Origin of the sequence: Bradyrhizobium sp. GCM10028915 (assembly GCF_042666195.1) — a bacterium.
GTDB classification, from domain to species: domain Bacteria; phylum Pseudomonadota; class Alphaproteobacteria; order Rhizobiales; family Xanthobacteraceae; genus Bradyrhizobium; species Bradyrhizobium canariense_D.
In genome coordinates, this window is record NZ_JBHTFN010000009.1 from 90,230 (window position 1) to 114,484 (window position 24,255).

Below are 24,255 nucleotides of genomic sequence, written 5' to 3' on the forward strand. Positions count from 1 at the left end.
GACGCCCTTTCAAGCCGCGAAACGTTTGCAGTGCAGCAAGCCAATTTGCGATTGACGCATTCACTTAACATGTTAAGTATCTTCCGGCACGACGATTTGTAAGATTACACATGGCGCTTTCAAACGACGATATCCGAGCTTGCGCGAACCGTCTGCACCAGGCGGAAAAGACCCGTACGCAGATCCGGCAGCTCTCGCAGGACTTTCCCGACATCAGCATCGCTGACGCCTACGCGATTCAGAAGGCCTGGGTCGACGTCAAGGTCGCCGAGGGGCGCATCGTCCGGGGACACAAGATCGGCCTGACCTCGAAGGCGATGCAGAGCGCGCTTGGCATCAACGAGCCGGATTCCGGCGTATTGCTCGACGACATGTTCTTCGCCGATGGTGGCCTCGTCCCGACGGAGCGCTTCATCGCGACGCGCGTGGAAGCCGAGCTCGCCTTCGTCATGAGCAAGCGCCTCGCGGGCCCCGACTGCACGCTGTTCGACGTGCTCAACGCCACCGACTTCGTCGTGCCGGCGCTGGAGATTCTGGACACGCGCATCGAGCGCGTCGATCCCCAGACCAAGGCGACCCGAAAGATCTTCGACACCATTGCCGACAACGCGGCCAATGCCGGCATCGTGCTCGGCGGACGGCCGATCCGCCCGCTGGACGCGGACCTGCGCTGGATCGGCGCGCTCTGTTTCAAGAACGGCCAGCTGGAAGAGACCGGCCTTGCCGCCGGCGTGCTCAATCATCCCGCGACTGCAGTCGCCTGGCTCACCAACAAGATCGCACCGCTCGGCCTTGCGCTCGAGCCCGGGCAAATCGTGCTCGCCGGCTCCTTCATCCGTCCGATCGAGACCCGCAAGGGCGACACAATTCAAGCCGATTATGGCGCCTACGGCTCGGTGAGCTGCTACTTCGCTTAGACGACCAAAAAGACAGGGAGTGAAACCGCGATGCCGCATTTCACGATCGAATATTCGGCCAATCTCGACGACCGCCTCGACATTGGCGCGGCGTGCGAGGTGGTGCGCAAGGCGGCGGTCGAGACCGGCATCTTCCCGCTCGGCGGCATCCGCGTCCGCGCTGTCAAATGCGAGCATTATGCGATTGCGGACGCGCGGCAGGATTACGGCTTTCTCGGCATGGTGCTGCGCATCGGCGAAGGCCGCGATCTGCCAACCCGCAAGAAAGCCGGCGAACAAATCTTCCAGGCGCTCTCCCGCCATCTTGATCCCGTCTTCGCAAGCTCGAAATTCGCGCTCTCGTTCGACATGCAGATCAACGACAAGGATACGAGCTGGAAGCGCAACAACATCCACGACGCCCTGAAAGCGGAGGCCGCCTATGGATAAGCCCACGCCGAAAACCGACGTATTCCAGGCCAATCGCGACCGCATCGCACCGCTGCTGAAGACGCTGCGTGCCGACGGTATCGGCCACATGATCGACGGCAAGATCGTGCCGTCGATCTCCGGCGAGACGTTCGAGACGAAATCGCCGGTCGACGGCGCGACGCTGGCGAGCGTCGCCCGCGGCAATGCCGAGGATGTCGATCGCGCCGCCACCGCTGCCGCACTCGCCTTCAAATCCTGGCGCGACATGGGGCCGGCGATGCGGAAGAAGCTGCTGCATCGCGTGGCCGACGCCATCGAGGACAATGCCGAGGACATCGCGGTGCTCGAATGCATCGACACCGGCCAGGCCTATCGCTTCATGGCCAAGGCCGCGATCCGCGCCGCCGAGAATTTCCGCTTCTTCGCCGATCGATGCGGCGAGGCGCGCGACGGCCAGAACACACCGAGCGACGAGCATTGGAACGTCTCGACGCGCGTGCCGATCGGCCCGGTCGGCGTGATCACGCCGTGGAATACGCCGTTCATGCTCTCGACCTGGAAGATCGCCCCTGCCCTCGCGGCCGGCTGCACCGTCGTGCACAAGCCGGCGGAGTGGTCGCCGGTCACGGCGGCTATCCTCGCGAAGCTCGTCAAGGAAGCCGGCGTGCCCGACGGCGTGCTCAACACCGTCCACGGTTTTGGCGAAGAGGCCGGCAAGGCATTGACCGAGCATCCCGCCATCAAGGCGATCGGCTTCGTCGGCGAAAGTTCGACGGGCTCGGCGATCATGGTTCAGGGCGCGCCGACCTTGAAGCGCGTGCATTTCGAACTCGGCGGCAAGAACCCGGTGATCGTGTTCGACGACGCCGATCTCGACCGCGCGCTCGATGCGGTCGTGTTCATGATCTACTCGCTCAACGGCGAGCGCTGCACGTCGTCGAGCCGCTTGCTGATCCAGGCCGGCATCGCCGAAAAATTCGTCGAAAAGCTGACCGCACGGGTGAAAGCGCTGAAGGTCGGCCATCCCCTCGATCCCGCCACCGAGATCGGGCCGCTGATCCACGAACGTCATCTCGCGAAGGTCTGCTCCTATTTCGACGTCGCACGCCAGGACGGCGCGACGATTGCCGTCGGCGGCAAGGCCTATGATGGCCCGGGCGGCGGATATTATGTCGAGCCGACCCTGGTGACCGGCGCACACGGCAAGATGCGCGTGGCGCAGGAAGAGGTGTTCGGCCCCTTCCTCACCGTGCTGCCCTTCAAGGACGAAGCAGACGCGATCGAGATCGCCAACGACATCCGCTACGGCCTGACCGGCTATGTCTGGACCAACGATGTCGGCCGCGCGTTGCGTGTCGCGGATGCGCTGGAAGCCGGCATGATCTGGCTGAACTCGGAAAACGTCCGCCATCTGCCGACGCCGTTCGGCGGCATGAAGGCCTCCGGCATCGGCCGCGACGGCGGCGATTACTCGTTCGATTTCTACATGGAAACCAAGCACGTCTCGCTGGCGCGGGGCACGCATAAGATTCAGAAGCTGGGAATCTAACGCCCGCGGTTCCTCGGCGCGCGGAGCGCCAACGAGGAATGGCTGGGTCTAGAGAGGGGAAACGCAATGCCCGTACCGCAACATATCTTCGAGCCGCCGTTCAACATCATCCGCTCCAGCCACGCCGTGCTGGACGTCACCGACCTGAAGCTCAGCCGCGAGTTCTATGAAAGCGTTGTCGGCCTGCATGTCGAGGACGCCGACGACAAGGTCGTCTACTTGCGCGCCGCCGAGGAGCACCAGCATCACTCGTTGGTGTTGCGCAAGGCGGCGGCGCCTGCCTGCAACCGCCTCGGCTTCAAAGTCGGCAATGACGGGGATCTCGACAAGGCCGCGAAGTTCCTGTCCGAGAACGGCCTTGGCTACGCCTTCGTCGATCAACCGTTCCAGGGCCGCACGCTGCAGTTCACCGACCCCTTCGGCTTCCAGATCGAGCTGTATGCGTCGATGGACCGGCGGCCGCATCTGCTGCGCCGCTACGATCTCTACAGGGGCTGCCACCCGCAGCGGCTCGACCATTTCAACGTGTTCGCCGCCGAGGTGCAGGACACCGTCGAATTCTATGCCCGGCTCGGCTTTCGCCTCACCGAATACGCCGAGGAGGACGGACCGAACGGGCGCATCGCCGCCGCCTGGATGCATCGCAAGGGCAATGTCCACGACTTTGCCATCACCAACGGCAAGGGCCCGCGGCTGCACCACTTCGCGTACTGGACGCCGACGGCGATGAACATCATCCATCTCTGCGATGTCATGGCCTCGCAGGGCTTCGTGAAGAACATCGAGCGGGGCCCCGGCCGCCACGGCATCTCGAATGCGTTCTTCCTTTATGTTCGCGACCCCGATGGCCACCGGCTGGAGCTCTACACCAGCGACTATTTCACCGGCGATCACGACCACGAGCCGCTGCGCTGGTCGCTGCGCGATCCGCGCCGCCAGACATTGTGGGGCGCGCCGGCCCCGCGCTCGTGGTTCGAGCAGGGCTCGCCGTTCGCCGGGCAAGCCGTGCGCGAGCCGAAGTTCGTGGCCGACGTGCTGGTGGCGGATTAAGCAATGAATCTCCCTCGCCTCGCCACCTATTCCGTCAACGGCGCCGTCAGCTACGGCGCCGTCGTCGACGGCGGCATTGTCGATCTCTCCGCGCGCCACGCCAAGGATTATCCGACGCTGCGCGAGGTGATCGCGGCAGGACAGCTCGCGAGCCTCGCCGAAGAGGCTGCCGGCCGCACGCCCGATCATACACTCGGCGACATCATCTGGCTGCCGCCGGTGCCCGCGCCGGAAAAGATCATCTGCATCGGCGTCAACTACCCCGACCGCAATGCCGAGTACAAGGACCGCCAGGACGCGCCGAAATATCCGAGCATGTTCATGCGCTCGCCGCGCTCCTTCGTCGGCCACGACACGCCGCTGGTGCGCCCGCGCGCCTCCGCGCAGCTCGACTATGAAGGCGAGATCGTGCTGGTGATCGGCAAGCAAGGCCGACACATTCCGGAAAGTTCTGCGCTCGATCACATCGCCGCGCTGACGCTCTGCAACGAAGGCTCGGTGCGCGACTGGCTGCGCCATGCCAAGTTCAACGTCACGCAGGGCAAGAACTTCGATTCCAGCGGCAGCCTTGGCCCGTGGCTGGTGCCCTACACGCAGGAATCGCAGATTGCCGACATCCGCCTCACCACGCATGTCAATGGCGAGCTGCGCCAGGACGACCGCACCAGCCGATTGATGTTCCCGTTCCGCTATCTCATCAGCTATATCTCGACCTTCGCGACGCTCGTTCCCGGCGATATCATCGTCACGGGCACGCCGACCGGCGCCGGGGCACGGTTCGATCCGCCGCGCTACTTGAAGCCTGGCGATGTCGTCGAGGTCGAAGCCGAGGGCATCGGAACCTTACGCAACGGCGTCGTCGACGAAGCCTGAACACCGATTGAAATGGAATAGTGCCATGACCACCCTCACCGGCGGCGAAGCAATCGTAAGCGGCCTCGTCGCCCACGGCGTCGACACCGTGTTCGGCCTGCCCGGCGCGCAGGTCTACGGCCTGTTCGACGCCTTCCACCAGGCGCAGCTCAAGGTGATCGGCGCGCGGCACGAGCAGGCCTGCGGCTACATGGCGTTCGGCTATGCGCGCTCCAGCGGCAGGCCCGGCGTGTTCAGCGTGGTGCCCGGCCCCGGCGTGCTCAACGCTAGCGCCGCGCTGCTCACCGCGTTCGGCTGCAACGAGCCGGTGCTATGCGTCACCGGCCAGGTGCCGATGCAGTTTCTGGGCAAGGGCCGCGGCCATCTGCATGAGATGCCGGACCAGCTCGCGACCTTACGCACCTATGTGAAATGGGCGGACCGGATCGAATATCCCGGCAACGCGCCGACCACCGTCGCGCGCGCCTTCCAGGAGATGACGTCCGGACGGCGTGGCCCCGCTTCGGTCGAGATGCCCTGGGACGTCTTCACACAACGCGCGGACACGGCTGCAGCACAGGTGCTGGAACCTTTGCCGGCGCCGCAGCCCGACCCTGATATGATCAAGCAGGCGGCCGCGCTGATCAAGAACAGCAAGGCGCCGATGATCTTCGTCGGTAGCGGCGCAATCGAAGCGCGCGAGGAGATTCTCGAACTCGCCGAGATGATCGACGCGCCTGTCGTCGCCTTCCGCAGCGGCCGCGGCATCGTCTCCAATGCGCATGAGCTCGGCCTGACCATGGCGGCGGCCTACAAGGTGTGGCCGACGACCGATTTGATGATCGCGATCGGCACGCGCGCCGAACTGCCGGCATCGGGCTTCCGCTGGCCGTATCAGCCGAAGGGGCTGAAATCCATTCGTGTCGACATCGATCCAGCCGAGATGCGCCGGCTTGCCTCCGATGTCGCTATCGTCGCCGACGCCAAAGCCGGCACGGCCGATCTCGTCACAGCCGTGACGAAGGCCGGCTATGCCAGGACCAGCGGCCGGCGGGGAGAGATCCGCGAGGCGACTGCGACGGCACAAGCCGAGATCCAGCGCATCCAGCCGCAGATGGCGTATCTCAACATCCTGCGCGAGGTGCTGCCGGCGAACGCGATCGTGACCGATGAATTGTCCCAGTTCGGCTTCGCCTCCTGGTACGGCTTCCCGATCTACGAGCCGCGCACTTTCATCACATCCGGCTATCAGGGCACGCTCGGCTCGGGCTTCCCGACCGCGCTCGGCGCCAAGGTCGCCAATCCCGAAAAGCCGGTGGTGGCGATCACCGGCGACGGCGGCTTCATGTTCGGCGTGCAGGAGCTCGCCACCGCCGTGCAGTTCAACATCGGCGTGGTGACGCTGGTGTTCAACAACAACGCCTATGGCAATGTCCGCCGCGACCAGCGCGAGCGCTTCGACGGCCGCGTGGTGGCCTCGGATCTGGTCAATCCGGATTTCGTCAAGCTTGCAGAGTCCTTTGGCGTCGCATCCGCGCGCGTCACCGCGCCTGACCAGTTCAAGGCGGCGATGGAGAAGGCGCTGGCCCATGGCGGGCCTTATCTGATCTCGGTGGAAGTGACGCGGGATTCGGAAGGCAGCCCGTGGGCGTTCATTCACCCGCCGAAGCCGTAAACGAAGCATCGTCGTTCCGGAACTCTTTCCTTCTCCCCTTGCGGAAGAAGGTGGATCGCTGACGCGCAGCGGCGGCGAGACGGATGAGGGGCTGTCTCCGCGGATGGAGACCCCTCATCCGCCTTCCCTTTCGGGAAGGCACCTTCTCCCACAAGGGGAGAAGGAAGATCAGCGCGTCCTGCGGAACGTCAGATTGACCCGCTTGCGGCCGAGCAACGCATGCTCGCCGTCGGCGAGCGGCGCGACGCCGTGATAGGCCAGCCTGCTAGGGCCGCCCCAGGCCACGACGTCGCCATGCACCAAGCGGAAGCGGCGCGGCTTGTCGCTGCGTGCCAGGCCGCCGAACAGGAAGGTCGCAGGTAGCCCAAGCGAGACCGAGACGATCGGCGCCGAATAATCCAGCTCGTCCTTGTCCTGATGCAGCGACAGCCGCGTGCCAGGCTCATAGCGGTTGACGAGGCAGGCATCGGGCGCAAAGCCATTAAAGCCGCCCTGCTCCGCCGCGCGGCGGGCGAGATCGCGGAGCACGGGTGGCATCGCCGGCCACGGCGCCCCGGTCCGCGGGTCGATGGGATCATAGCGATAGCCGGTATGATCGGTGATCCAGCCGCGCTCGCCGCAATTGGTCATGGCGACCGACATCAGATGCCCGCCGGGCGTGGTCATGCGCCGGAACGGCGACTGCGCCACGATGGCGCGCACCGCATCGATCAACTCGCTTTCGATCGGCTTGACGAAGCCGCGCAGCAGCACGGCGCCGTCGGCGATCTTCTCGCGCGACGGCTGAGCTTCGGCGACATTATCGAACAAATCCCCCATCAGCGGCAGCGTTTATTTCGCATCGTGAAAGATCACACCCAGCGTGTAGCGCTGGCCAGAGCGAATCCGGCTGACGCCATGGCGGAGATTAACGCGGTAGGTGCCGCGTGTCCCCTGCACTGGACGATGATGCACAGCGAAGGCAACGGCGTCGCCCTGCGCGAGCGGAACCACTTCGGCGCGGGACTGCATGCGCGGGCGTTGCTCGGTCAGCACGAACTCGCCGCCGGTGAAATCGCGTCCCGGCTCGGACAAGAGGATCGCGACCTGGAGCGGGAACACGTGCTCGCCATAGAGATCCTGATGCAGGCAGTTGAAATCGCCGGCCTCATATTGCAACAGCAGCGGCGTCGGCCGCGTTTGGCCTGCCTCGTGGCATCGTTTCAGGAACGCGGCGTGAGTGGCGGGATAGCGAATGTCGATCCCCATCGCCTCGTTCCAGCGATTGGCGACGCCCTGGAGATGCGCGTAGAGCGCCGGGCGCAACTGCGCGATCAGATCGGGCAGCGGATAGGAGAAATATTTGTATTCGCCGCGGCCAAAGCCGTGGCGGCCCATGACGATACGGCTGCGGAAGTTGGTGTCGTCGGGATAGAGCGCGGCGACGGCGCGGCACTGCTCCGGCGTGAGCAGGCCCTTCAGGACGGCGGAGCCGTGGGTGTCGAGCTCGCCGGTGATTTGCGGCCAGTCGAGGGCATCGACATGGGCGGCAGTATCCGCTGACGGGGATTGAGGCGATTTGCGTGCTGTTGCTGTCATGGCTCTCTGACCTTCGCAGGACCGCCCCGTCCTCTACCACCCGATTTCCGTCTCTCTCCCCGTCATTGCGAGCGGAGCAAAGCAATCCAGAATTCCTCCGCGGAACCAGTCTGGATTGCTTTGTCGCAAGAGCTCCTCGCAATGACGAAGGAGAGACTTTAGCCCCGCACCGGCAGCGTCACCACGTCATAGCCGTGCTTGATCGTGCGCTTCAGCACGGGGTCCTCCAGCTCGAAATCGAAGCGATCGGCGGGACGGATGCCGCCCTTCGCCGCAAACGTACCGCCGAACATGGCGCAGCCGTCGGGGAATTTCCCACCGTCGAAGCCACGCGCGATGAGGTCGACGACCGGCAGCATCGCGTCGAGCGTGCCCTCCTGGTAGAGCACGCGCTCGCCCTTGATCGTGGCCCAGGAGCGCAGGATCATCCTGTCCCAATGGCCGATGACGTCCTCGAGCTCCCACACGGTGGATGCGATCGGCTTGTCGCACATCTGCTTGGACACCGTGACGTTGTAGGCTTCGACCTTGCGGTCGGTGTGGTCGGAACCGCAGCCGACGAAAATGCGACCCTGCCAGCCGATCAGCACGAACTCGACCTCGCCGGAGGAATCGCCGCCGGTGCATTCGATGCTGTCCTCCTGCGTCAGCCGCCGCGCCGAGGCACGGTAGTAGATCGGCGTCGAGGCCGGCGGCGCGATACCCATCTCCTGCAGCTCGGCAATGTGCTTGTCGCGCGCGACCGGATCGCGGCCGGTCCAGCCGGCGATGACCATCTGGTCGATCGCCAGCGTCAGCGGCGTGGTGGTGTCCTGGGCGTCAACGGTGAAGGTCAGGTCAAACACGAATTACGGCCTCCATGCCGGCAGCAAGCTCGAAGATACGGCGGTCCGATCCGCCCGCGCCCGCCAGCATCAGGCCGACGGGAATTTCGCCCTCGCGATGCGCCGGCAGCGAGATGGCGCAACCGTCGATCATGTTGATCAGGGTGCAATTGCGGAGCGCCCGCAGGTTTTCCCTGGTGAACTCCTTGTCGTCGGCGAGATCGGCGATTTTCGGCGGCGTGTTGGCGGTGGTCGGCAGCACCAGCGCGTCATAGGGCGCGATCCGCGCATTGACGCGGGCGATCAGCGAGCGGCGCTCGTGGAGAAGATCGATGTAGTCCGCCGCGCTCTGCGCCTCGCCGCGCATGATGCGCACGGAGACTCGGGGATCGTAGACGTCACCCTTGGATGTGAGGAGGTAGCGGTGCCAGGCGTAGCTTTCGGAAGCCGCAAAGCCGCCCTTGGCGTTCATCGGTCCGATGTCGTGGAATTCGGCCATCTCCATGCGCTCGATGATCGCGCCGTGATCGGCAAGGCTCTTGAGCGCACGCTCGAATGTCCCGGCCACAGCCGCGTCGAGGTCATCGAGCGCGATCGTGGTCGGCACCGCCAGCCGCATGCCCTTGACAGGTCGCGGCTTCAGCGGGCCGATCAGCTCGTTGGCGAGCACGGCATCGAGAATGGCACAGCAACTGACCGATCGTGCCAGCGGCCCGATGCTGTCGAGCGAGAACGACAGCGGCACAGCCCCGTCGAGCGGCACGCGCCGCTGCGTCGGCTTGTAGCCGACGATGCCGTTATAGGCCGCCGGAATCCGGCAGGAGCCGCCGGTGTCGGTGCCGAGCGCGCCATGCGCCATGCCGTCGAGCACGGAGACCGCGGCACCCGAGGACGAACCGCCGGGCACGTGGCCCTCGGCCCGGTTCCAGGCGCCCTTTGGCGTGCCGTAATGCGGATTGATGCCGATGCCGGAATAGGCGAACTCGGTCATGTTGGTGCGCCCGATCACGACGAAGCCGGCCTTGCGCAGCCGCGCTACCGTGGGGGCATCCTGCTCGGCCGGCGAGGAATCATCAAGCGCGCGGGAGCCGGCGCGCGTCACCTGGCCCTTGATGTCGAAGAGATCCTTGATCGAGACCGGGATACCGGCGTAGCGCGACGGCGCCGCCTTCACCTTGCGCAAACCGTCCATCGCATCCGCCGCCACAAGCGCGGCGTCCCTGTCCACATGGATGAAGGTACGCTGCCCCTCGCCGGCCGGATCGGCGATTTTGGCGATGCAAGCCTCGACCAGCTTGCGGGAGCTGGTGCGGCCGCTTTCGAGGTCTTCGGCGAGCTTCTTCAGTGTCGAAAAATCGGGCATGTCTGTCTCACGGAATATTTGCGCGCAATGTATAGCGCTGCCTCACTTCGACACAAGCATTGTGCGCATGATGGCATGCATGCGCATTGCTGGACCGTTGACGCGCCATGGTCGATTGTCGCATCAAGATCGCAACAGCCGGGCTTCGCTTGGCCTTGGGAGGACCTGCCGAGATGGCCGAACCGCATCGCGCGCGACCGAAACCGACGCCGGAGACCCAGCATTTCTGGGACGGCACCAAGGCGAGCGAGTTGCGCCTGCAGCGCTGCGACGCCTGTGCGCATGTCTATTTCCCGCCGCGCCCGTTCTGCCCGTCCTGCGCCTCGCGCAAGGTCAGCATCTTCAAGGCGAGCGGCAAGGGCTTTCTCTACAGCTACGTGATCAACCACCGTCCCGCCGCGCCCGGCTTCACGCCGCCTTACGCGATTGCGGTAGTCGAGCTCGAAGAGGGACCGCGGATGATGAGCAACATCATCGACTGCCCGCAGACGCCGGAGGCGCTCGAACTCGACATGAAGCTCGAGGTGGCCTTCGAGGCGCTCGACGACAAGATCACCCTTCCCGTATTCCGTCCGGCGAAGGGGTAAGCCCATGCGCAGCAATCAGGTTGCCGTCGTCGGCGCGGCCGAGACCACCGAGCTCGGTGTCATCCCCAACGCCTCGCAGCTCCAGCTTCACGCGGATGCGGCGCTCAATGCCATTGCCGATGCCGGGCTGAAGCTGTCCGACATCGATGGTTTCGCCACCGCCGTCGAAACGCCGCAGCAGGTCTGCCACTATCTCGGCATCAAGCCGACCTGGGTGGACGGCACCTCGGTCGGCGGCTGCTCCTTCATGCTGCACGTCCGCCATGCCGCCGCAGCGATCGAGGCCGGCCTGTGCAAGACGGTGCTGATCACCCATGCCGAGAGCGGCAAGTCGATGATCGGCAAGGCACCGCGCTCGATTCCTGCCGACAGCCTGCAAGGCCAGTTCGAGGCGCCGTTCGGTGTCTACGGCCCGCCCAGCATGTTCCCGATCCCCGTGCTTCGCTTCATGAAGACCTATGGCATCACGCACGAGCAGCTCGCCTCGGTCGCAGTGGTGCAGCGGGAGTGGGCGGCGAAGAATCCGCGCGCGATGATGAAGGATCCCATCACGGTCGCGGACGTCCTCAACTCGCGCATGATCGCCTATCCGTTCCGCCTGCTGCAATGCTGCCTCGTCACCGACGGCGGCGGCGCGCTGATCCTGACCTCGGCGGACCGTGCCAGGGATTTTCCGCGCAAGCCCGTCTACATCATGGGCACCGGCGAGAGCGTGGAGACGCCGATGGTCAGCCAGATGGAGACGTTCAACTCCTCGCGCGCGTTCAAGACCGCGGGGCCCCTCGCCTTCAAGGAGGCCGGCATCGCGCATAAGGACGTCGACCATCTCATGATCTACGACGCCTTTGCGCATCTGCCGCTGTTCGGCCTCGGCGACCTCGGCTTCATGCCGCACGAGGACACCGGAAAGTTCATCGCCGACGGCAACACGCGGCCCGGCGGCAAGCTGCCGCTCAACACCAATGGCGGCGGCCTGAGCTACATGCATTCGGGCATGTACGGCATGTACGCGCTCCAGGAGAGCGTGCGGCAGATGCGCGGTATCGCGCCGGCGCAGGTCGCCAACGCGAAGATTTCGGTGTGTCACGGCGTCGGCGGCATGTTCGCCGCGTCGGGCACGATCGTGTTTACGAACGAGAGGTAATCCACATGACGAAATCACTGCAAGACAAGGTCATCATCGTCACCGGCGCAGGCCGCGGCATCGGGCGCGAAATCGCGCTGCTCTGCGCCGGCGAGGGCGCCAAGGTCGTCGTCAACGATCCCGGCGTCGCCGCGGACGGCGCTGGCACCAGCGCCGCGCCCGCCGAGGAAGTGGTCGAGGAGATCAAGAAGCGCGGCGGCACCGCCGTCGCCAATTTCGAGTCGGTGGCCGAAGCCATCCCCGCCAGCAGGATCGTGAAGACCGCGACCGATCATTTCGGCCGGCTCGACGGCGTGGTCAACAATGCCGGCATCCTGCGCGACATGATCTTCCACAAGATGAGCGTGGAAGCGTTCGAGGCCGTCATCAAGGTGCATTTGATGGGCTCGTTCTACGTCAGCCACGCCGCGGCACGGATTTTCCGCGAGCAGGAGTCCGGCTCGTTCGTGCACTTCACCTCGACCTCCGGCCTGATCGGCAACTTTGGACAAGCCAATTACGCCGCCGCCAAGCTCGGCATCGTCGGCCTGTCGAAGTCTATTGCGCTCGACATGGGCCGCTTCAACGTTCGCTCCAACTGCGTCTCGCCGTTCGCCTGGACCCGCATGATCGGGACCATCCCGACCGAGACCGAAGCCGAGAAGGCGCGCGTCGAGAAGATCAAGCAGATGGGCCCGGAGAAGATCGCGCCGGTCTGCGCCTATCTGCTCTCCGATGCCGCCAAGGACGTGTCCGGGCAGATCTTCGGCGCGCGCATGAACGAGCTGTTCCTGTTCAGCCAGAACCGTCCGCTGCGCTCGGTGCACCGGAGCGAGGGCTGGACGCCGCAATCGATCGCGGAACACGGCATGCCGGCGCTGAAGGGATCATTCTACAAGCTCGACCGCTCCGCCGACATCTTCCCGTGGGATCCCGTGTAAGGATCCCGTCGAGCCGCACTTCCGGCATTCCTGCTCTGCGATCTCCGGCTGCCTTGTCCGGAGATCGCTCCGCTTTACGCCCGATTGCTGGCGGATCATTTCCTCCCAACACAACTTTGGGAGGAAACCATGACAAGAATGCTGACCGACTCCGACGACACGACTGCAGGCAGCGGCCTCGCCCGCCGCACGCTCCTCAAGGGCGCCGCGACCGTTGCCGCATCCGCCCTGCTCGCCTCACGCGCGGACGCCCGCGACTTCGGCGCCAATGCCGAGCCGCAGCGCTATCCCGATCCTGACATCATTGCCATCGATCCCAAGCGCTTCAAGGCGAAGGTCGGCAACACCGCAATCAAGCGGCTCTATACCGGCTGCCTGTGGGCGGAAGGGCCAGCGTGGAATGCGCAAGGGCAATATCTGGTCTGGAGTGACATCCCCGCCAACCGGCAGCTGCGCTACCTCGATGACGACGGCCACATCTCCGAGCAGTTCCACAAGCCGTCGAACGAGGCCAACGGCAACTCGTTCGACACCGAGGGGCGCCAGCTCAGTGCCGAGCGCACCCGGCTCGTCCGCTACGAGCACGACGGTTCGGTGACGACCCTGGCCGAGCAGGCCGGCGGCAAGCCGCTCAACGGCCCCAACGACATGGTGGTGCATCCCAACGACAAGGCGATCTGGTTCACCGATCCCGGCTACGGCGCGATCAGTATCTACGAGGGCAAGCTTGCCAATACCGGCTCGCTGCAGCCCCATCAGAAGGAAGCGGTTTATCGCATTGATCCGCAGAGCGGCCAGGTCGCGAAGGTGGCCGACGAGCCGTTCAAGCCGAACGGCATCGCTTTTAGTCAGGACTACAAGAAGCTCTATGTCTGCGACACCGGCATCACGCATTATCCTGAAGCCAAGAACGTGGTGTGGTCGTACGACATCGATGGGGCGAAGCTTTCGAACCCGAAGAAGCTGATCGACATGACGCTCGACGGCAAATCAGGCTTCCCCGACGGCCTGCGCGTCGACACCGAAGGCAACATCTGGGTCGGCGCCGGCTGGGTCGGCCCCGGCTATGACGGCGTGCAGGTGTTCGCGCCAAACGACGGCGCGCGCATCGGGCAGATCCTGTTGCCCGAGACCTGCGCCAACGTCTGCTTCGGCGGCAAGAAGCGCAACCGCCTGTTCATGACCGCGAGCCAGTCGCTCTATGCGGTGTATGTGGAGACGCAGGGCGCGCATTTCTGTTGAGTGCAGCGAATGGTGAGTGGCGAATGGATTCCACTCGCCACTCACCATGTCTCTACCCCGTATTCCTCAATCCCGCCGAAATCCCGTTGATCGTCAGCTGAATCCCGCGCAGGACCTGCTCGTCCGGGTTCTGCGCGCGGTGCTCCTTCAGCAGCTCGACCTGCACGTGGTTCAGCGGGTCGAGATAGGGGAAGCGGTGGCGCACCGAGCGCTCCAGCAGCGGGTTGCCTTGCAGCAGGCGGTCCTGGCCCATGATGTCCAAGAGCGTCTCGATGCAGGAATGCCATTCGCGGCGGATGCGGCCGAATATCTTTTCCCGGAGCGCCTCGTCGGGCACGAGCTCGGCATAGCGCGACGCGATCGCGATCGAGCTTTTCGCCAGCACCATGTCCATGTTCGACAGCAGCATGCGGAAGAACGGCCATTCCTTGTAGAGCTCCTTGAGGAACGGCATGCCCTTGTCGGGATGCTCCGCGATCCATTGCTCGACGGCGCTGCCAAAGCCGTACCAACCGGGCAGCATCAGGCGGCATTGCGCCCAGGAGAACACCCAGGGGATCGCCCGCAAATCCTCGATCGCGCGGGTCTTCTTGCGCGAGGCCGGGCGGCTGCCGATGTTGAGCGTCGCGATCTCGTTGATGACGGTGGACGCCCAGAAATAATCGACGAAGCCGTCGGTCTCGTAGACGAGGCCGCGATAGGCCTTGAAGGCCAGGCTTGAAAGCTCGTCCATCGCGGTCAGATATTCGCGGCGCGGCGCGCTCTGGCGCGGATGCAACAGGCTCGCTTCCAGCGTCGCGGCTGCCAGGATCTCCAGATTGTTGCGGCCGACTTCGGCGTTGGAATATTTCGACGAGATGATCTCGCCCTGCTCGGTGATGCGGATCTGGCCGTTCACCGCGCCGCCGGGCTGGGCGATGATGGCATCGTAGCTCGGGCCGCCGCCGCGGCCGACCGAACCGCCGCGGCCATGGAACAGACGCAGGCGCACGCCGTGGCGCTCGAACACGTCGACGAGGCCGATCTCGGCCTTGTAGAGCTCCCAGCCCGAGGTGACGAAGCCGCCATCCTTGTTCGAGTCGGAATAGCCCAGCATGACCTCCTGCACGCTGCCGCGGCTGTCGACCAGCCGGCGGTAATCATGCAGCGAGAGCATGCGGTCCATGATGGTGGAAGACGCCTGCAGATCCTCGATGGTTTCGAACAGCGGCACGATGTTGATCGCGCTGCGCCCGGAGGGATGGACGAGACCGACCTCCTTCAGGAGCACCGCGACCTCGAGCATGTCGGACATGCCCTTGCACATCGAGATGATGCATTGGGGAATGGCGTCCGAGCCGAACTTCGCATGCGCCTCGGCGGCGGCATGGAAGACGTTGAGCTCGCCCATGGTCTCGTCGCTGTATTTGACGAATGGCGACACCAGCGAGCGCGTCGAGCGCAGCTCGTTGGTGAGCAGGGAGATGCGCGCGTCCTCGCCGAGCGCGAGATAGGACATGCCGGGGTTGGCGGCGTCCATCAGCTCGGCGATGGTGCGCTCGTGCACTGCCGAGTTCTGGCGGATGTCGAGCCGGGCCAGATGGAAGCCGAAGCAGTCCACCGCACGGCGCAGCAGCCGCAGCCGGCCGCGGGCGATGACGCCGGCGTTGTTGGAGATCAGAGAGCGGTGCAGCACGTCGAGATCGGCCTTGAGCTCCCCGACGCTGTCATACGGCGCGCCCTTGCCGACCGGCCGGCGCGTGATCTCGACCTGAAGCATTTCGGCCGTTGCAGTCAGGCGCGCATAGATGCCGGAGACCGCAAGACGATACGGCTCGCCGCTCCGGTGCGGCGAGGTATCGGGCGAGCGCTCCGCCAGCGTGCGCAGCTCCTCGGAGACGTCGGCGAGGTGCGCCGCGATCGACAATTCCGAGCCGAGCACGTGCAGCTCGTTCAGATAGAACTGCATCACCCGGCTCGACTGCAGTCGCAGCGTGCCGCGCATCACGTCGGCGGTGACGAAGGGATTGCCGTCGCGGTCGCCGCCGATCCAGCTACCCATGCGCAGGAACGAGGCGAGCTCGCCGGCCGCCTGCTCGCCGCCCTCCTCCAGCCGGTCCTCCAGCGCGTTGACCAGCCGCGGCACCTCGCGGAGAAACGTGTAATCGTAGAACGACAAGCCGTTGGCGACCTCGTCGAGCACGGTGAGCTTGGTCCGGCGCAGCAGGTTGGTCTGCCACAGCGTCAGCACCTCGCGGCGGAGCTGCTCGTCGCTGGCGGCAGCCTCTTCCGCCGTCAGCGCGACGCGCTCGCGACGATCGAGCAGGGCTGCGACCTCCATCTCACGGTCCATGGTGCTCTTGCGGCGGACCTCGGTCGGATGCGCCGTCAAAACCGGGCTGACCAGCGCGCTCTTGAAGAAGTTGCGCAGGGCATCGGCACCGATGCCCGCAGCCCTCGCATGGGCGAGCGTCTCGGCCAGCACGCCGGAGCCGCCGCCCTTGTTGGCGCGCATCTGGCGGATGTTGTTCTGGTCCTCGGCGATGTTGGCGAGGTGGGAGAAATAGCTGAAGGCGCGGACGATCCGCACCGTCTCGGAGGTCGACATGCTGTCGAGGATCTGCTCGAGCTCGCGGCGGGCGAGCCGGTCCTCGTCGCGGTGGAATCGGATCGAGGTCTGGCGGATGCGTTCCACCAGATCGAACAATTCAGGCCCCTCCTGGTCGCGCACCGTGTCGCCGAGAATGCGCCCGAGCAGGCGGATGTCGTCCCGCAGCCGCACGTCCGCTTCCAGCGCCTGGACGTCCTCAGGGCGGTTGGGGCGCTGCTCGGCGGTGTCGGATGATATGGTCTGGAGGGACATGGCTCGCTCCGTTGTTCGAGCTCGCTTGGCTGCCCGGCTCAGCCGAGTGTGCAAGTTTTTTGCCGCAGCGCAAGATGAAGTTGGGGGCGGCGCGGCAACATCACCTATCATGGGAGAAATGCGCCTTGCCGACGGACGCGCGCACACGTCCGCGGTCTCGCGGCGCGGGGCCCGAGTTTTGCTGTCGTTTCGCCCTCATCGATAAAAAAGGGCGCAGGGAAGGCCGGGCGCCGGCTGGCACCCAGGGTCCGCACACGCGAAAAACGCACGCGGGGGTAACCACAGGTGATGCCGGAACATCCCGGCCTTCCCTGCGCAATGGTTTTACGGCTTATGGCGCGCTCTCCCCGGGCAGCGATGCACTATTGCCCCCGTCGCCTCGCAGATGATCGATGCGCCCACCCGGTCGGGCCGCACATCACCGCAAGCCTTCACGCACAGACCCCGGGCGTCAGGACCACACGCTTTTGCCGTCCGCGGACGTCCCTCCCCGGACATCCGGAAGCTCGCGCGTGCTCGCCACCGAAGCCGAAAAGAACCGCTGTGACCGCGCCGGGTCGTTCGCGCGGATCGCGATGACTCACAGGCGTAGCCCGCCCTGCCATCTCGTCACGCGCCGGCGCTGCCGCGTCCATCGCATCTCGGCTCACGTATCGTGACGATCGCGAAACGCCCTTTTTAGCGGGCCGGAATAGTTTGCGGTTTACCCGAAGGAGCGAATTCGGTCAATCAGAATATTGGAGAACCGATCGATTGACCTGCATGTGGCGGGTTTTGCCCGTCGGGCAACGCGAGGGATTGTGGGTCGGAAGCATTGAGCGGCCACCCGACTCCAATCTCGGGACAATAGTGACGCTTACCAGTGGTGATGGTGCCGCCAGCCATAGTGATGGCCTCGGCCTCTGCCCCAGCCGTAATGATGACCACGGCCGCCGCGATGACCCCACCCGTGGCCACCGCCATGTCCGTGGCCGCCCTTGACCTCGATGGTGTCAGTCTGAGACGCGCCCAGTGTGTCCGGCTTGGCAACGGGCATCGCCGAAGCAGAAGGTGTGGGTGTCAAAGCAACGGCCCCCGCCACAAAGCCCACCAAGCAAAGCCACTTCATGCAATCGCCTCCCGATAAGAATGAACCAAGGGCCAGCCGCGGCACATTGCGCCCGCGTTCGCTCCCGCTCGTCAACAATGAAGTCGGGAAAAAGTTGCAATGAAATGTGACGCATTGCGGAGGGGCAGGATACTTATGCCGCGTTGAAAGCAGTCGTGGTCCACTTCGAATCAGCGCAGGATCGGTTGAGCGCTTGCGAAACCCATCATGCTTCGTCATCAGCGGACGGTTTGATGGGTTTCGCTGGCGCTCTACCATCCTACGAGTTTGCCTTAAGCCGGCACGATCACCTTGCCGATCGGCCAGAGCGCGATGCCGGCGAGCTTGAGGTGGGCCCAGGCGAAGGGAATGCCGATGATGGTGATCGCGAGGGCCACGGCGGTGAAGAGGTGGCCGAGCGCCAACCACCAGCCGGCGAGCACGAACCAGATGATGTTGCCGATCACCCCGAGCGGGCCGGTGCCGACATCCTCGACACCGGTGACCTCATAGCGGCTGACCGCCCGCGAGCCGAACGGCATCAGCGTGTAGACGGCGATATTGAACGCCGCCCGCGCCCAGGGCAGGCCGATGATGGTGACCGCCATGATGACCGCAGCGACCAGCCAGCCGAGCGCCATCCAGGCGCCGCCAATGAGAATCCAGAGCAGGTTTAGCAGGATGGAAACGGGAGCCATGGGATGATCCGAAGGTCAATGATCCCGTGAGTATAGCACGATGCGCGAGGTTGCGATCGATAAAGCCGCTCACGTATTCGCGTGCTCGTGTAGCCCGGATGAGCGAAGCGACATCCGGGTCTTACTGGTTGTTATCCCGGGTATCGCTTCGCTCACCCGGGCTACGCACCGCTAGATCTTCCGCCCCGCCTGCTCCCAATAGGGATCGCGCAGGCGCCGCTTGAAGATCTTGCCGGAGTCTTCGCGCGGCAGCCCGGTGCGGATCTCGATGTGCTTTGGGACCTTGTAGTCGGCAAGCGAGGCCTTCAGGCGGGTGCGGATTTCGGCGGCATCCAGCGTAACGCCGGCTTGCGGCTCGACCACCGCCATCAGCGCTTCGCCGAACTCGGCATCGGGGATGCCGAACACCGCGCAATCATGCACGCCGGGCACCGCGTGCAGCACGGACTCGATCTCGGCCGGATAGATGTTGACGCCGCCCGAGATCACCATGTCGCGCTTGCGGTCGCAGATGAAGACGTAGCCCTCTTCGTCGATATAGCCGACGTCGCCGGAGGTGATGAAGCCGTCGCGATCGATTTCGGCGCGCTTCTCCGGCTTGTTGTGGTAGGTGAAATCGGCCATCCCGGCCATGCGCGAGTAGATCTCGCCGATCTCGCCTACACCCAGCACGCGTCCGTCCTCACCGATGAAGCGCAGCTCGGCGCCGGGCGAAATCCTGCCGACGGTGCCGGGCTTCCTCAGCGCGTCCTCGGAGGTCGCGAAGGTGACGGCGCTGGATTCGGTCGAGCCGTAGAATTCATAGATCACCGGCCCCCACCATTCGATCATGGCGCGCTTGACGTCCGCCGGACAGGGTGCTGCGGCGTGAATGATGTGGCGGAGCGAGGAGACGTCGTATTGCTTGCGCACCTCCTCCGGCAGCTTCATCAGGCGGATGAACATGGTCGGCACCATGAAGATGGTGTCGATCTTGTAGCGCTCGATCAGCTCGAGAAATTCCTCGGGCTCGAAGCGGGGAATCAGCACCAGTGCGCCGCCGAGTTTTCCCGCGCGAATGCCGAACGAGTTCGGCGCGGAGTGATAGAGCGGGCCCGGCAGGATCGTGCGGGCGCCGGGCTTGAGCCCGTAGATCATCGCGCGCATGCGCTCGCCGGCAGCCGCCTGCTCCGGCGTCGGCGCGTTGCGCCGTACGCCCTTGGGGTGGCCTGTCGTGCCCGAGGTGTAGATCATGTTCATGGGCTGCGGCCCGACCGGGCCGTCATAGGGCTGGTGCTCTGCGAGCCAGGATTCGAAATCGATCGCGAAGTCCGGCGTCTTCAGATGATCGGGATCGATCTTGTAGCTGGACAGGATCTCCGGGGGCGTCGGCACGCTGAGCACGGTGACGCCTTGGGGAATCGCATCGCGCAAGGCATGCAGCATGTCGGCATGGCCGATCAGCACGGAGGTGCCGGTGTCGTTCAGGATGTAGTTGATCTCCTCCGGCTTGAAGTGCCAGTTGATCGGCACGCCGTAGGCGCCCAGCCGCATGGCGGCATAGGCGGCTTCGATGAAGGCGATGTCGTTGCGCATCAGCATGCAGACGCAATCGCCCTGCCTGACGCCGATCTGGCTGAGACCGCTCGCGATGCGGTCGGCACGATCAGCGACCTCGGCATGGGAGCGGCTGCGCCCGCCGGAGACGATGCCGAGGAAATTTGAGGTTTCGCTCATTGTTGTTTTTCTTTGTTGTTGAAGTTGCCCCTCATGGTGAGGAGGCGCAAGGCGCCGTCTCGAACCATGAGAGCCCGTGGCCCATCCCTCGAGACGCCGCTTCGCGGCTCCTCGGGATGAGGTCTGCGCTAATCCGCAAACTTCGGCGCGCGCTTCTCCAGATTGGCACGCACCGCCTCGGTCTGGTTCGCGCTGCCGATCAACTTCTGCTGCTCGACGGACTCGGCGAGTAGCGCGGGGCCCGGATCGACCGAGAGATTGTTGAGCATGCGTTTCGCGGCGCGGATCGCATCGGGGCTTTTTCCCGCGATCTCGCGCGCGACGTCGAGCGCGGCAGCGCGCGGGTCGTCGCAGATGCGCGTGGCGAGACCGTAAGCCATCGCCTCCTGCGCGGAGAAGATGCGGCCGGTGTAGGTGAGATCGCGCAAGATGTCGTCGCGCACGAGCGAAGCCAGGATCGGCGTGCCCGCCATGTCGGGCACCAGACCCCATTTGATTTCCATCACCGACATTCGCGCATCGGGCGTGAGGAAGCGCATGTCGGCGCCGAGTGCGAGCTGGAAGCCGCCGCCGAAGGCGACGCCCTGGATCGCCGCGATCACGGGGACCGGAAGCTGGCGCCAGCCCCACACGGCCTGTTGCGCAAAATTCGCCTGGCCGTGCGTGCGTTTGGTGAGGTCGCGATTTTCGCCACCCGGAATTCCATTGCCCCCCTTTTCCTTCATGGCGGCAAAACGCCCCATGTCGAGACCGGCACAGAAGGCGCGGCCCTCGCCGGACAGCACCACGACGCGCACGCCTTTTTCCTTCGAAAGCCGATCCGTTGCGGCCACAAGGGCCTCGAACATGGCCTGATCCAGCGCATTCATCTTGTCCGCGCGCACCAGCCGCACGTCGGCGACGCCTTCCGAGATCGAGATCGAGACGCGCTCTTCCATGGATGAATTCTCCCCTGGTTCCCGGCTGTTCTTGTTCGGTGCCGCTTTACAGGAAGCCGGCGGCCGGATTTAGTCAATCGATCAATTAACCGACAATCGCGACGGGGGAAACAGCCATGTTCAAGGAAAATCTTCTGGCGGGGCGGCGCATCCTCGTGACCGGCGGCGGCACCGGGCTCGGCAAGTCGATGGCGGCGCGCTTTCTCCAGCTCGGCGCGGAAGTCCACATCTGCGGCCGGCGCAAGATCGTCTGCGACGAGACCGCGACCGAGCTGATGGCCGAGCATGGCGGCCGCGTCACCAGCCACGGCGTCGACATCCGCAACGCGCTCGCGGTCGAGGAGATGATCGAGACCATCTTTCGCGACGGCCCCCTCACCGACCTCATCAACAACGCCGCCGGCAATTTCATCTCGCGCAGCGAGGAGCTGTCGCCGCGCGGCTTTGACGCCGTCGCCAACATCGTCATGCACGGCACGTTCTACGTGACGCAGGCGGTCGGCAAGCGCTGGATCGCGTTGAAGCAGCCCGGCAACGTCGTCTCGATCACCACGACCTGGGTACGCAACGGATCGCCTTACGTGGTGCCGTCGGCGATGAGCAAGTCGGCGATCCATGCCATGACGATGTCGCTCGCCACCGAATGGGGCCGCTACGGCATCCGGCTGAACACGATCGCGCCGGGTGAGATCCCGACCGAGGGCATGAGCAAGCGCATCAAGCCCGGTGACGAAGCCGGCGCGCGCACCAAGGCGATGAACCCGATGGGCCGCGTCGGCACCATGGAGGAATTGCAGAACGTCGCCGTGTTCCTGATCTCCGGCGGTTGCGACTGGATCAGCGGCGAGACCATCGCCATGGACGGCGCGCAGGCGCTCGCGATGGGCGGCAATTTCTACCAGCTCCGCGACTGGAGCGACGACGACTGGAAAACCGCACGCGAGAGCATCATGGCGCAGAATGAAAAGGACCGTGCGAAGCGGGGCTGAGGCTCTCTCCGTAGTCGTCCTGGCGAAAGCCAGGACCCATTATCACCGAATGTTCTTTGGCGAAGATTGGCCATGGCCAGTCTTCGCCGAATTGCGTTTTGTGGCTATGGGTCCTGGCTTTCGCCAAGACGACGACGCTGAAGCCATGGCGTACCCTCTCCCATCTTGTCTTCGCCCGCGGATGACGCCACACTCCGCGGCATAAGAACAAGACGTCACGGGAGAGACATGTCCACCACACAGCCATTGGCTGACCTCGCCGACATGGTGCGCGAGCGCGCCAAGAGCCGCGGCAATGCCATCGCCTTCGAGTTCGAAGGTCGTGTCACCAGCTTCGCCGAGTTCGACATCAAGACGAATCGCGTCGCCAATGCGCTGATCGCGATGGGTGTGAACAAGGGCGAGCGCATCGCCTATCTCGGCAAGAACAGCGACAACTATTTCGAGCTGCTGATGGGTGCCATGAAGGCCGGCGTGGTGATGGCGCCGGTGAACTGGCGGCTCGCGGGCCCCGAGGTCGCCTTCATCGTGAGCGACTGCAAAGCGCCGGTGCTGTTCGTGGGACCTGAGTTCATCACCCAGGTCCGCCAGATCAAGGACCAGTTGCCGGGCGTGCGCAGCGTCATCACCACCGAAGGCGGCGCGCCGGAATGGCAGGATTTTACAGCTTGGCGCGATGCACAGAGTGGCGACGATCCCAAGGTGCCGATCGACACTAAGGACATCGCGATCCAGCTCTATACCTCGGGTACGACAGGCAAGCCGAAGGGCGCGATGCTGTCGCATGCGAACTTCCTCAACCTGGTGCAAACAGGCAATGCCGAGGACAAGCCGGAGTGGAACCGATGGTCGACCGACGACGTGTCGCTGGTCGCGATGCCGATCTTCCATATCGGCGGCTCCGGCTGGGGCGTGATGGGGCTCTACCACGGCGCCCGCGGCGTGATCGCGCGCGAGTTCGATCCGACCAAGGTGCTGGATTTCTTCGAGCAGTCCGGCATCACAAAGCTGTTCATGGTGCCGGCGGCGATGCAGTTCGTGGTGCGGCAGCCGCGCGCGAAGACAATCGATTTCTCCCGGTTGAAATACATGCTGTACGGCGCCTCGCCGATACCGGCGGCGCTGCTGAAAGAATGCATCGAGATCTTCAAATGCGGGTTCGTGCAAATGTACGGCATGACCGAGACCACCGGCACCATCGTCGCGCTGCCGCCGGAGGATCATATCCAGGGCTTGGAGCGGATGCGCTCGGCCGGCAAGGCGCTGCCGGGCGTCGAGATCGCGATCCTAGACGTTGACGGCAAGCCGCTGCCGCCGCGCGAGGTCGGCGAGATCGCGACGCGCTCGGGCTCCAACATGGCCGGCTACTGGAACCTGCCGGAAGCGACCGCCGCGACGCTGCGCGGCGACGGCTGGCTGCGCACGGGTGATGCCGGCTACATGGACGAAGACGGTTATCTCTACATCCACGACCGCATCAAGGACATGATCATCTCCGGGGGCGAAAACATCTACCCGGCCGAGGTCGAGAGCGCGCTGTGCGATCATCCCGACGTCGCGGAAGCTGCCGTGATCGGCATACCCGACGACAAATGGGGCGAGGCGGTGAAGGCCGTTGTGGTGATGAAGCCCGGCAAGCAGGCGACCGCCACCGACATCATCAACTTCACGCGCGAGCGCATCGCCGGCTTCAAGACGCCGAAGAGCGTGGAGTTTTTGCCGGCGCTGCCGCGCAATCCCTCAGGCAAGATTTTGCGACGGCAGTTGCGGGAGCCGTATTGGGCGGGGAAGGATAGAAGGGTGAATTAGCACCACTCCAGCCACATCGTCGTCCCGGCGAAGGCCGGGACCCATAGCCACAGGATTGGGTTTT

The 24,255-nt window shown here is 64.7% G+C and carries 20 protein-coding genes; 12 read left to right on the forward strand and 8 right to left on the reverse strand.

Features of this window, described 5'->3' with window-relative positions; translation table 11 throughout:
- Positions 1-110 precede the first annotated feature (110 nt).
- The 6 genes from hpaH (at position 111) to ACFQX9_RS08185 (ending at position 6,454) form a co-directional block, all read left to right on the forward strand.
- Positions 111-917, forward strand: coding sequence for a 2-oxo-hept-4-ene-1,7-dioate hydratase (hpaH, locus tag ACFQX9_RS08160; protein WP_085362332.1), 807 nt, complete (start codon positions 111-113; stop codon positions 915-917).
- A gap of 30 nt (positions 918-947) precedes the next feature.
- Positions 948-1,346, forward strand: a complete 399-nt coding sequence (locus ACFQX9_RS08165; protein WP_377787686.1) for a 5-carboxymethyl-2-hydroxymuconate Delta-isomerase — start codon at positions 948-950, stop codon at positions 1,344-1,346.
- On the forward strand, positions 1,339-2,877 hold the full coding sequence (gene hpaE, locus ACFQX9_RS08170) for a 5-carboxymethyl-2-hydroxymuconate semialdehyde dehydrogenase (protein ID WP_085352200.1): 1,539 nt from the start codon (positions 1,339-1,341) through the stop codon (positions 2,875-2,877). The genes ACFQX9_RS08165 and hpaE overlap by 8 nt, the downstream gene beginning before the upstream one ends.
- Before the next feature lie 66 nt (positions 2,878-2,943).
- On the forward strand, positions 2,944-3,927 hold the full coding sequence (hpaD, locus tag ACFQX9_RS08175) for a 3,4-dihydroxyphenylacetate 2,3-dioxygenase (protein WP_018456952.1): 984 nt from the start codon (positions 2,944-2,946) through the stop codon (positions 3,925-3,927).
- 3 nt (positions 3,928-3,930) lie between these two features.
- Positions 3,931-4,800: a fumarylacetoacetate hydrolase family protein gene (locus ACFQX9_RS08180; protein WP_377787689.1), complete on the forward strand. Its 870-nt coding sequence runs from the start codon at positions 3,931-3,933 to the stop codon at positions 4,798-4,800.
- Positions 4,801-4,825: 25 nt separating this feature from the next.
- Positions 4,826-6,454 (forward strand): thiamine pyrophosphate-dependent enzyme, encoded by a 1,629-nt coding sequence (locus ACFQX9_RS08185; protein ID WP_377787692.1) that lies wholly within the window; start codon positions 4,826-4,828, stop codon positions 6,452-6,454.
- Between the two features lie 168 nt (positions 6,455-6,622).
- On the opposite strand, the gene alkB is transcribed toward ACFQX9_RS08185, so the two are convergent.
- The 4 genes from alkB to ACFQX9_RS08205 form a co-directional block, all read right to left on the reverse strand.
- Positions 6,623-7,276 carry a DNA oxidative demethylase AlkB gene (gene alkB / locus ACFQX9_RS08190; RefSeq protein WP_198959272.1) on the reverse strand — a complete coding sequence of 218 codons (654 nt, stop codon included), beginning with the start codon at positions 7,274-7,276 and terminating at the stop codon, positions 6,623-6,625.
- 9 nt (positions 7,277-7,285) lie between these two features.
- On the reverse strand, positions 7,286-8,032 hold the full coding sequence (locus tag ACFQX9_RS08195; protein WP_085352195.1) for a 2OG-Fe(II) oxygenase: 747 nt from the start codon (positions 8,030-8,032) through the stop codon (positions 7,286-7,288).
- A 158-nt stretch (positions 8,033-8,190) separates the two neighbouring features.
- Entirely contained in the window at positions 8,191-8,877 is a 687-nt protein-coding gene (locus ACFQX9_RS08200; protein WP_085352194.1) for a DUF2848 domain-containing protein, read from the reverse strand.
- Positions 8,870-10,219, reverse strand: a complete 1,350-nt coding sequence (locus tag ACFQX9_RS08205; protein ID WP_085352193.1) for an amidase — start codon at positions 10,217-10,219, stop codon at positions 8,870-8,872. Before ACFQX9_RS08205 ends, ACFQX9_RS08200 begins: the two co-directional genes overlap by 8 nt.
- 173 nt (positions 10,220-10,392) lie before the next feature.
- Here ACFQX9_RS08205 and ACFQX9_RS08210 point away from each other — a divergent pair, with 173 nt between their 5' ends.
- The 4 genes from ACFQX9_RS08210 to ACFQX9_RS08225 all read left to right on the forward strand — a co-directional run bounded on the left by ACFQX9_RS08210 (position 10,393) and on the right by ACFQX9_RS08225 (position 14,112).
- A complete protein-coding gene (locus ACFQX9_RS08210; RefSeq protein ID WP_085352230.1) occupies positions 10,393-10,806 on the forward strand; it encodes a Zn-ribbon domain-containing OB-fold protein in 414 nt (137 codons plus the stop codon).
- Positions 10,807-10,810: 4 nt separating this feature from the next.
- Complete coding sequence (locus tag ACFQX9_RS08215; RefSeq protein WP_085352192.1) at positions 10,811-11,950, forward strand: thiolase; 1,140 nt, start codon at positions 10,811-10,813, stop codon at positions 11,948-11,950.
- 5 nt (positions 11,951-11,955) lie between these two features.
- Positions 11,956-12,870, forward strand: coding sequence for an SDR family oxidoreductase (locus ACFQX9_RS08220; protein ID WP_085352191.1), 915 nt, complete (start codon positions 11,956-11,958; stop codon positions 12,868-12,870).
- 129 nt (positions 12,871-12,999) lie between these two features.
- Positions 13,000-14,112: an SMP-30/gluconolactonase/LRE family protein gene (locus tag ACFQX9_RS08225; RefSeq protein WP_026233273.1), complete on the forward strand. Its 1,113-nt coding sequence runs from the start codon at positions 13,000-13,002 to the stop codon at positions 14,110-14,112.
- A gap of 52 nt (positions 14,113-14,164) precedes the next feature.
- Here ACFQX9_RS08225 and ppc read toward each other — a convergent pair whose 3' ends face one another.
- The 4 genes from ppc to ACFQX9_RS08245 all read right to left on the reverse strand — a co-directional run bounded on the left by ppc (position 14,165) and on the right by ACFQX9_RS08245 (position 21,393).
- On the reverse strand, positions 14,165-16,954 hold the full coding sequence (ppc, locus tag ACFQX9_RS08230; RefSeq protein WP_247547575.1) for a phosphoenolpyruvate carboxylase: 2,790 nt from the start codon (positions 16,952-16,954) through the stop codon (positions 14,165-14,167).
- Positions 16,955-18,334: 1,380 nt separating this feature from the next.
- Positions 18,335-18,739, reverse strand: coding sequence for a YccF domain-containing protein (locus tag ACFQX9_RS08235; RefSeq protein ID WP_018456965.1), 405 nt, complete (start codon positions 18,737-18,739; stop codon positions 18,335-18,337).
- A gap of 171 nt (positions 18,740-18,910) precedes the next feature.
- A complete protein-coding gene (locus ACFQX9_RS08240) occupies positions 18,911-20,455 on the reverse strand; it encodes an acyl-CoA synthetase (RefSeq protein WP_018456966.1) in 1,545 nt (514 codons plus the stop codon).
- A gap of 128 nt (positions 20,456-20,583) precedes the next feature.
- Positions 20,584-21,393: a crotonase/enoyl-CoA hydratase family protein gene (locus ACFQX9_RS08245; protein ID WP_018456967.1), complete on the reverse strand. Its 810-nt coding sequence runs from the start codon at positions 21,391-21,393 to the stop codon at positions 20,584-20,586.
- 116 nt (positions 21,394-21,509) lie between these two features.
- On the opposite strand from ACFQX9_RS08245, the gene ACFQX9_RS08250 reads away from it, so the two are divergent.
- Both ACFQX9_RS08250 and ACFQX9_RS08255 read left to right on the forward strand, forming a co-directional pair.
- Complete coding sequence (locus ACFQX9_RS08250; protein WP_018456968.1) at positions 21,510-22,382, forward strand: SDR family oxidoreductase; 873 nt, start codon at positions 21,510-21,512, stop codon at positions 22,380-22,382.
- A 228-nt stretch (positions 22,383-22,610) separates the two neighbouring features.
- A complete protein-coding gene (locus ACFQX9_RS08255) occupies positions 22,611-24,191 on the forward strand; it encodes a fatty acid--CoA ligase (protein WP_377787698.1) in 1,581 nt (526 codons plus the stop codon).
- Positions 24,192-24,255 lie beyond the last annotated feature (64 nt).

Excerpts from the sequence above, each read along its gene's own strand:
- ACFQX9_RS08180 (WP_377787689.1), top strand. The coding sequence starts at position 3,931 with ATGAATCTCCCTCGCCTCGCCACCTATTCCGTCAACGGCGCCGTCAGC.
- hpaH (WP_085362332.1), top strand. The coding sequence starts at position 111 with ATGGCGCTTTCAAACGACGATATCCGAGCTTGCGCGAACCGTCTGCAC.
- ppc (WP_247547575.1), bottom strand. The coding sequence starts at position 16,954 with ATGTCCCTCCAGACCATATCATCCGACACCGCCGAGCAGCGCCCCAAC.
- ACFQX9_RS08255 (WP_377787698.1), top strand. The coding sequence starts at position 22,611 with ATGTCCACCACACAGCCATTGGCTGACCTCGCCGACATGGTGCGCGAG.
- hpaD (WP_018456952.1), top strand. The coding sequence starts at position 2,944 with ATGCCCGTACCGCAACATATCTTCGAGCCGCCGTTCAACATCATCCGC.
- ACFQX9_RS08210 (WP_085352230.1), top strand. The coding sequence starts at position 10,393 with ATGGCCGAACCGCATCGCGCGCGACCGAAACCGACGCCGGAGACCCAG.
- ACFQX9_RS08245 (WP_018456967.1), bottom strand. The coding sequence starts at position 21,393 with ATGGAAGAGCGCGTCTCGATCTCGATCTCGGAAGGCGTCGCCGACGTG.
- ACFQX9_RS08225 (WP_026233273.1), top strand. The coding sequence starts at position 13,000 with ATGACAAGAATGCTGACCGACTCCGACGACACGACTGCAGGCAGCGGC.
- ACFQX9_RS08215 (WP_085352192.1), top strand. The coding sequence starts at position 10,811 with ATGCGCAGCAATCAGGTTGCCGTCGTCGGCGCGGCCGAGACCACCGAG.
- ACFQX9_RS08165 (WP_377787686.1), top strand. The coding sequence starts at position 948 with ATGCCGCATTTCACGATCGAATATTCGGCCAATCTCGACGACCGCCTC.
- ACFQX9_RS08240 (WP_018456966.1), bottom strand. The coding sequence starts at position 20,455 with ATGAGCGAAACCTCAAATTTCCTCGGCATCGTCTCCGGCGGGCGCAGC.
- ACFQX9_RS08220 (WP_085352191.1), top strand. The coding sequence starts at position 11,956 with ATGACGAAATCACTGCAAGACAAGGTCATCATCGTCACCGGCGCAGGC.
- hpaE (WP_085352200.1), top strand. The coding sequence starts at position 1,339 with ATGGATAAGCCCACGCCGAAAACCGACGTATTCCAGGCCAATCGCGAC.
- ACFQX9_RS08195 (WP_085352195.1), bottom strand. The coding sequence starts at position 8,032 with ATGACAGCAACAGCACGCAAATCGCCTCAATCCCCGTCAGCGGATACT.
- ACFQX9_RS08250 (WP_018456968.1), top strand. The coding sequence starts at position 21,510 with ATGTTCAAGGAAAATCTTCTGGCGGGGCGGCGCATCCTCGTGACCGGC.
- ACFQX9_RS08205 (WP_085352193.1), bottom strand. The coding sequence starts at position 10,219 with ATGCCCGATTTTTCGACACTGAAGAAGCTCGCCGAAGACCTCGAAAGC.
- ACFQX9_RS08235 (WP_018456965.1), bottom strand. The coding sequence starts at position 18,739 with ATGGCTCCCGTTTCCATCCTGCTAAACCTGCTCTGGATTCTCATTGGC.
- ACFQX9_RS08185 (WP_377787692.1), top strand. The coding sequence starts at position 4,826 with ATGACCACCCTCACCGGCGGCGAAGCAATCGTAAGCGGCCTCGTCGCC.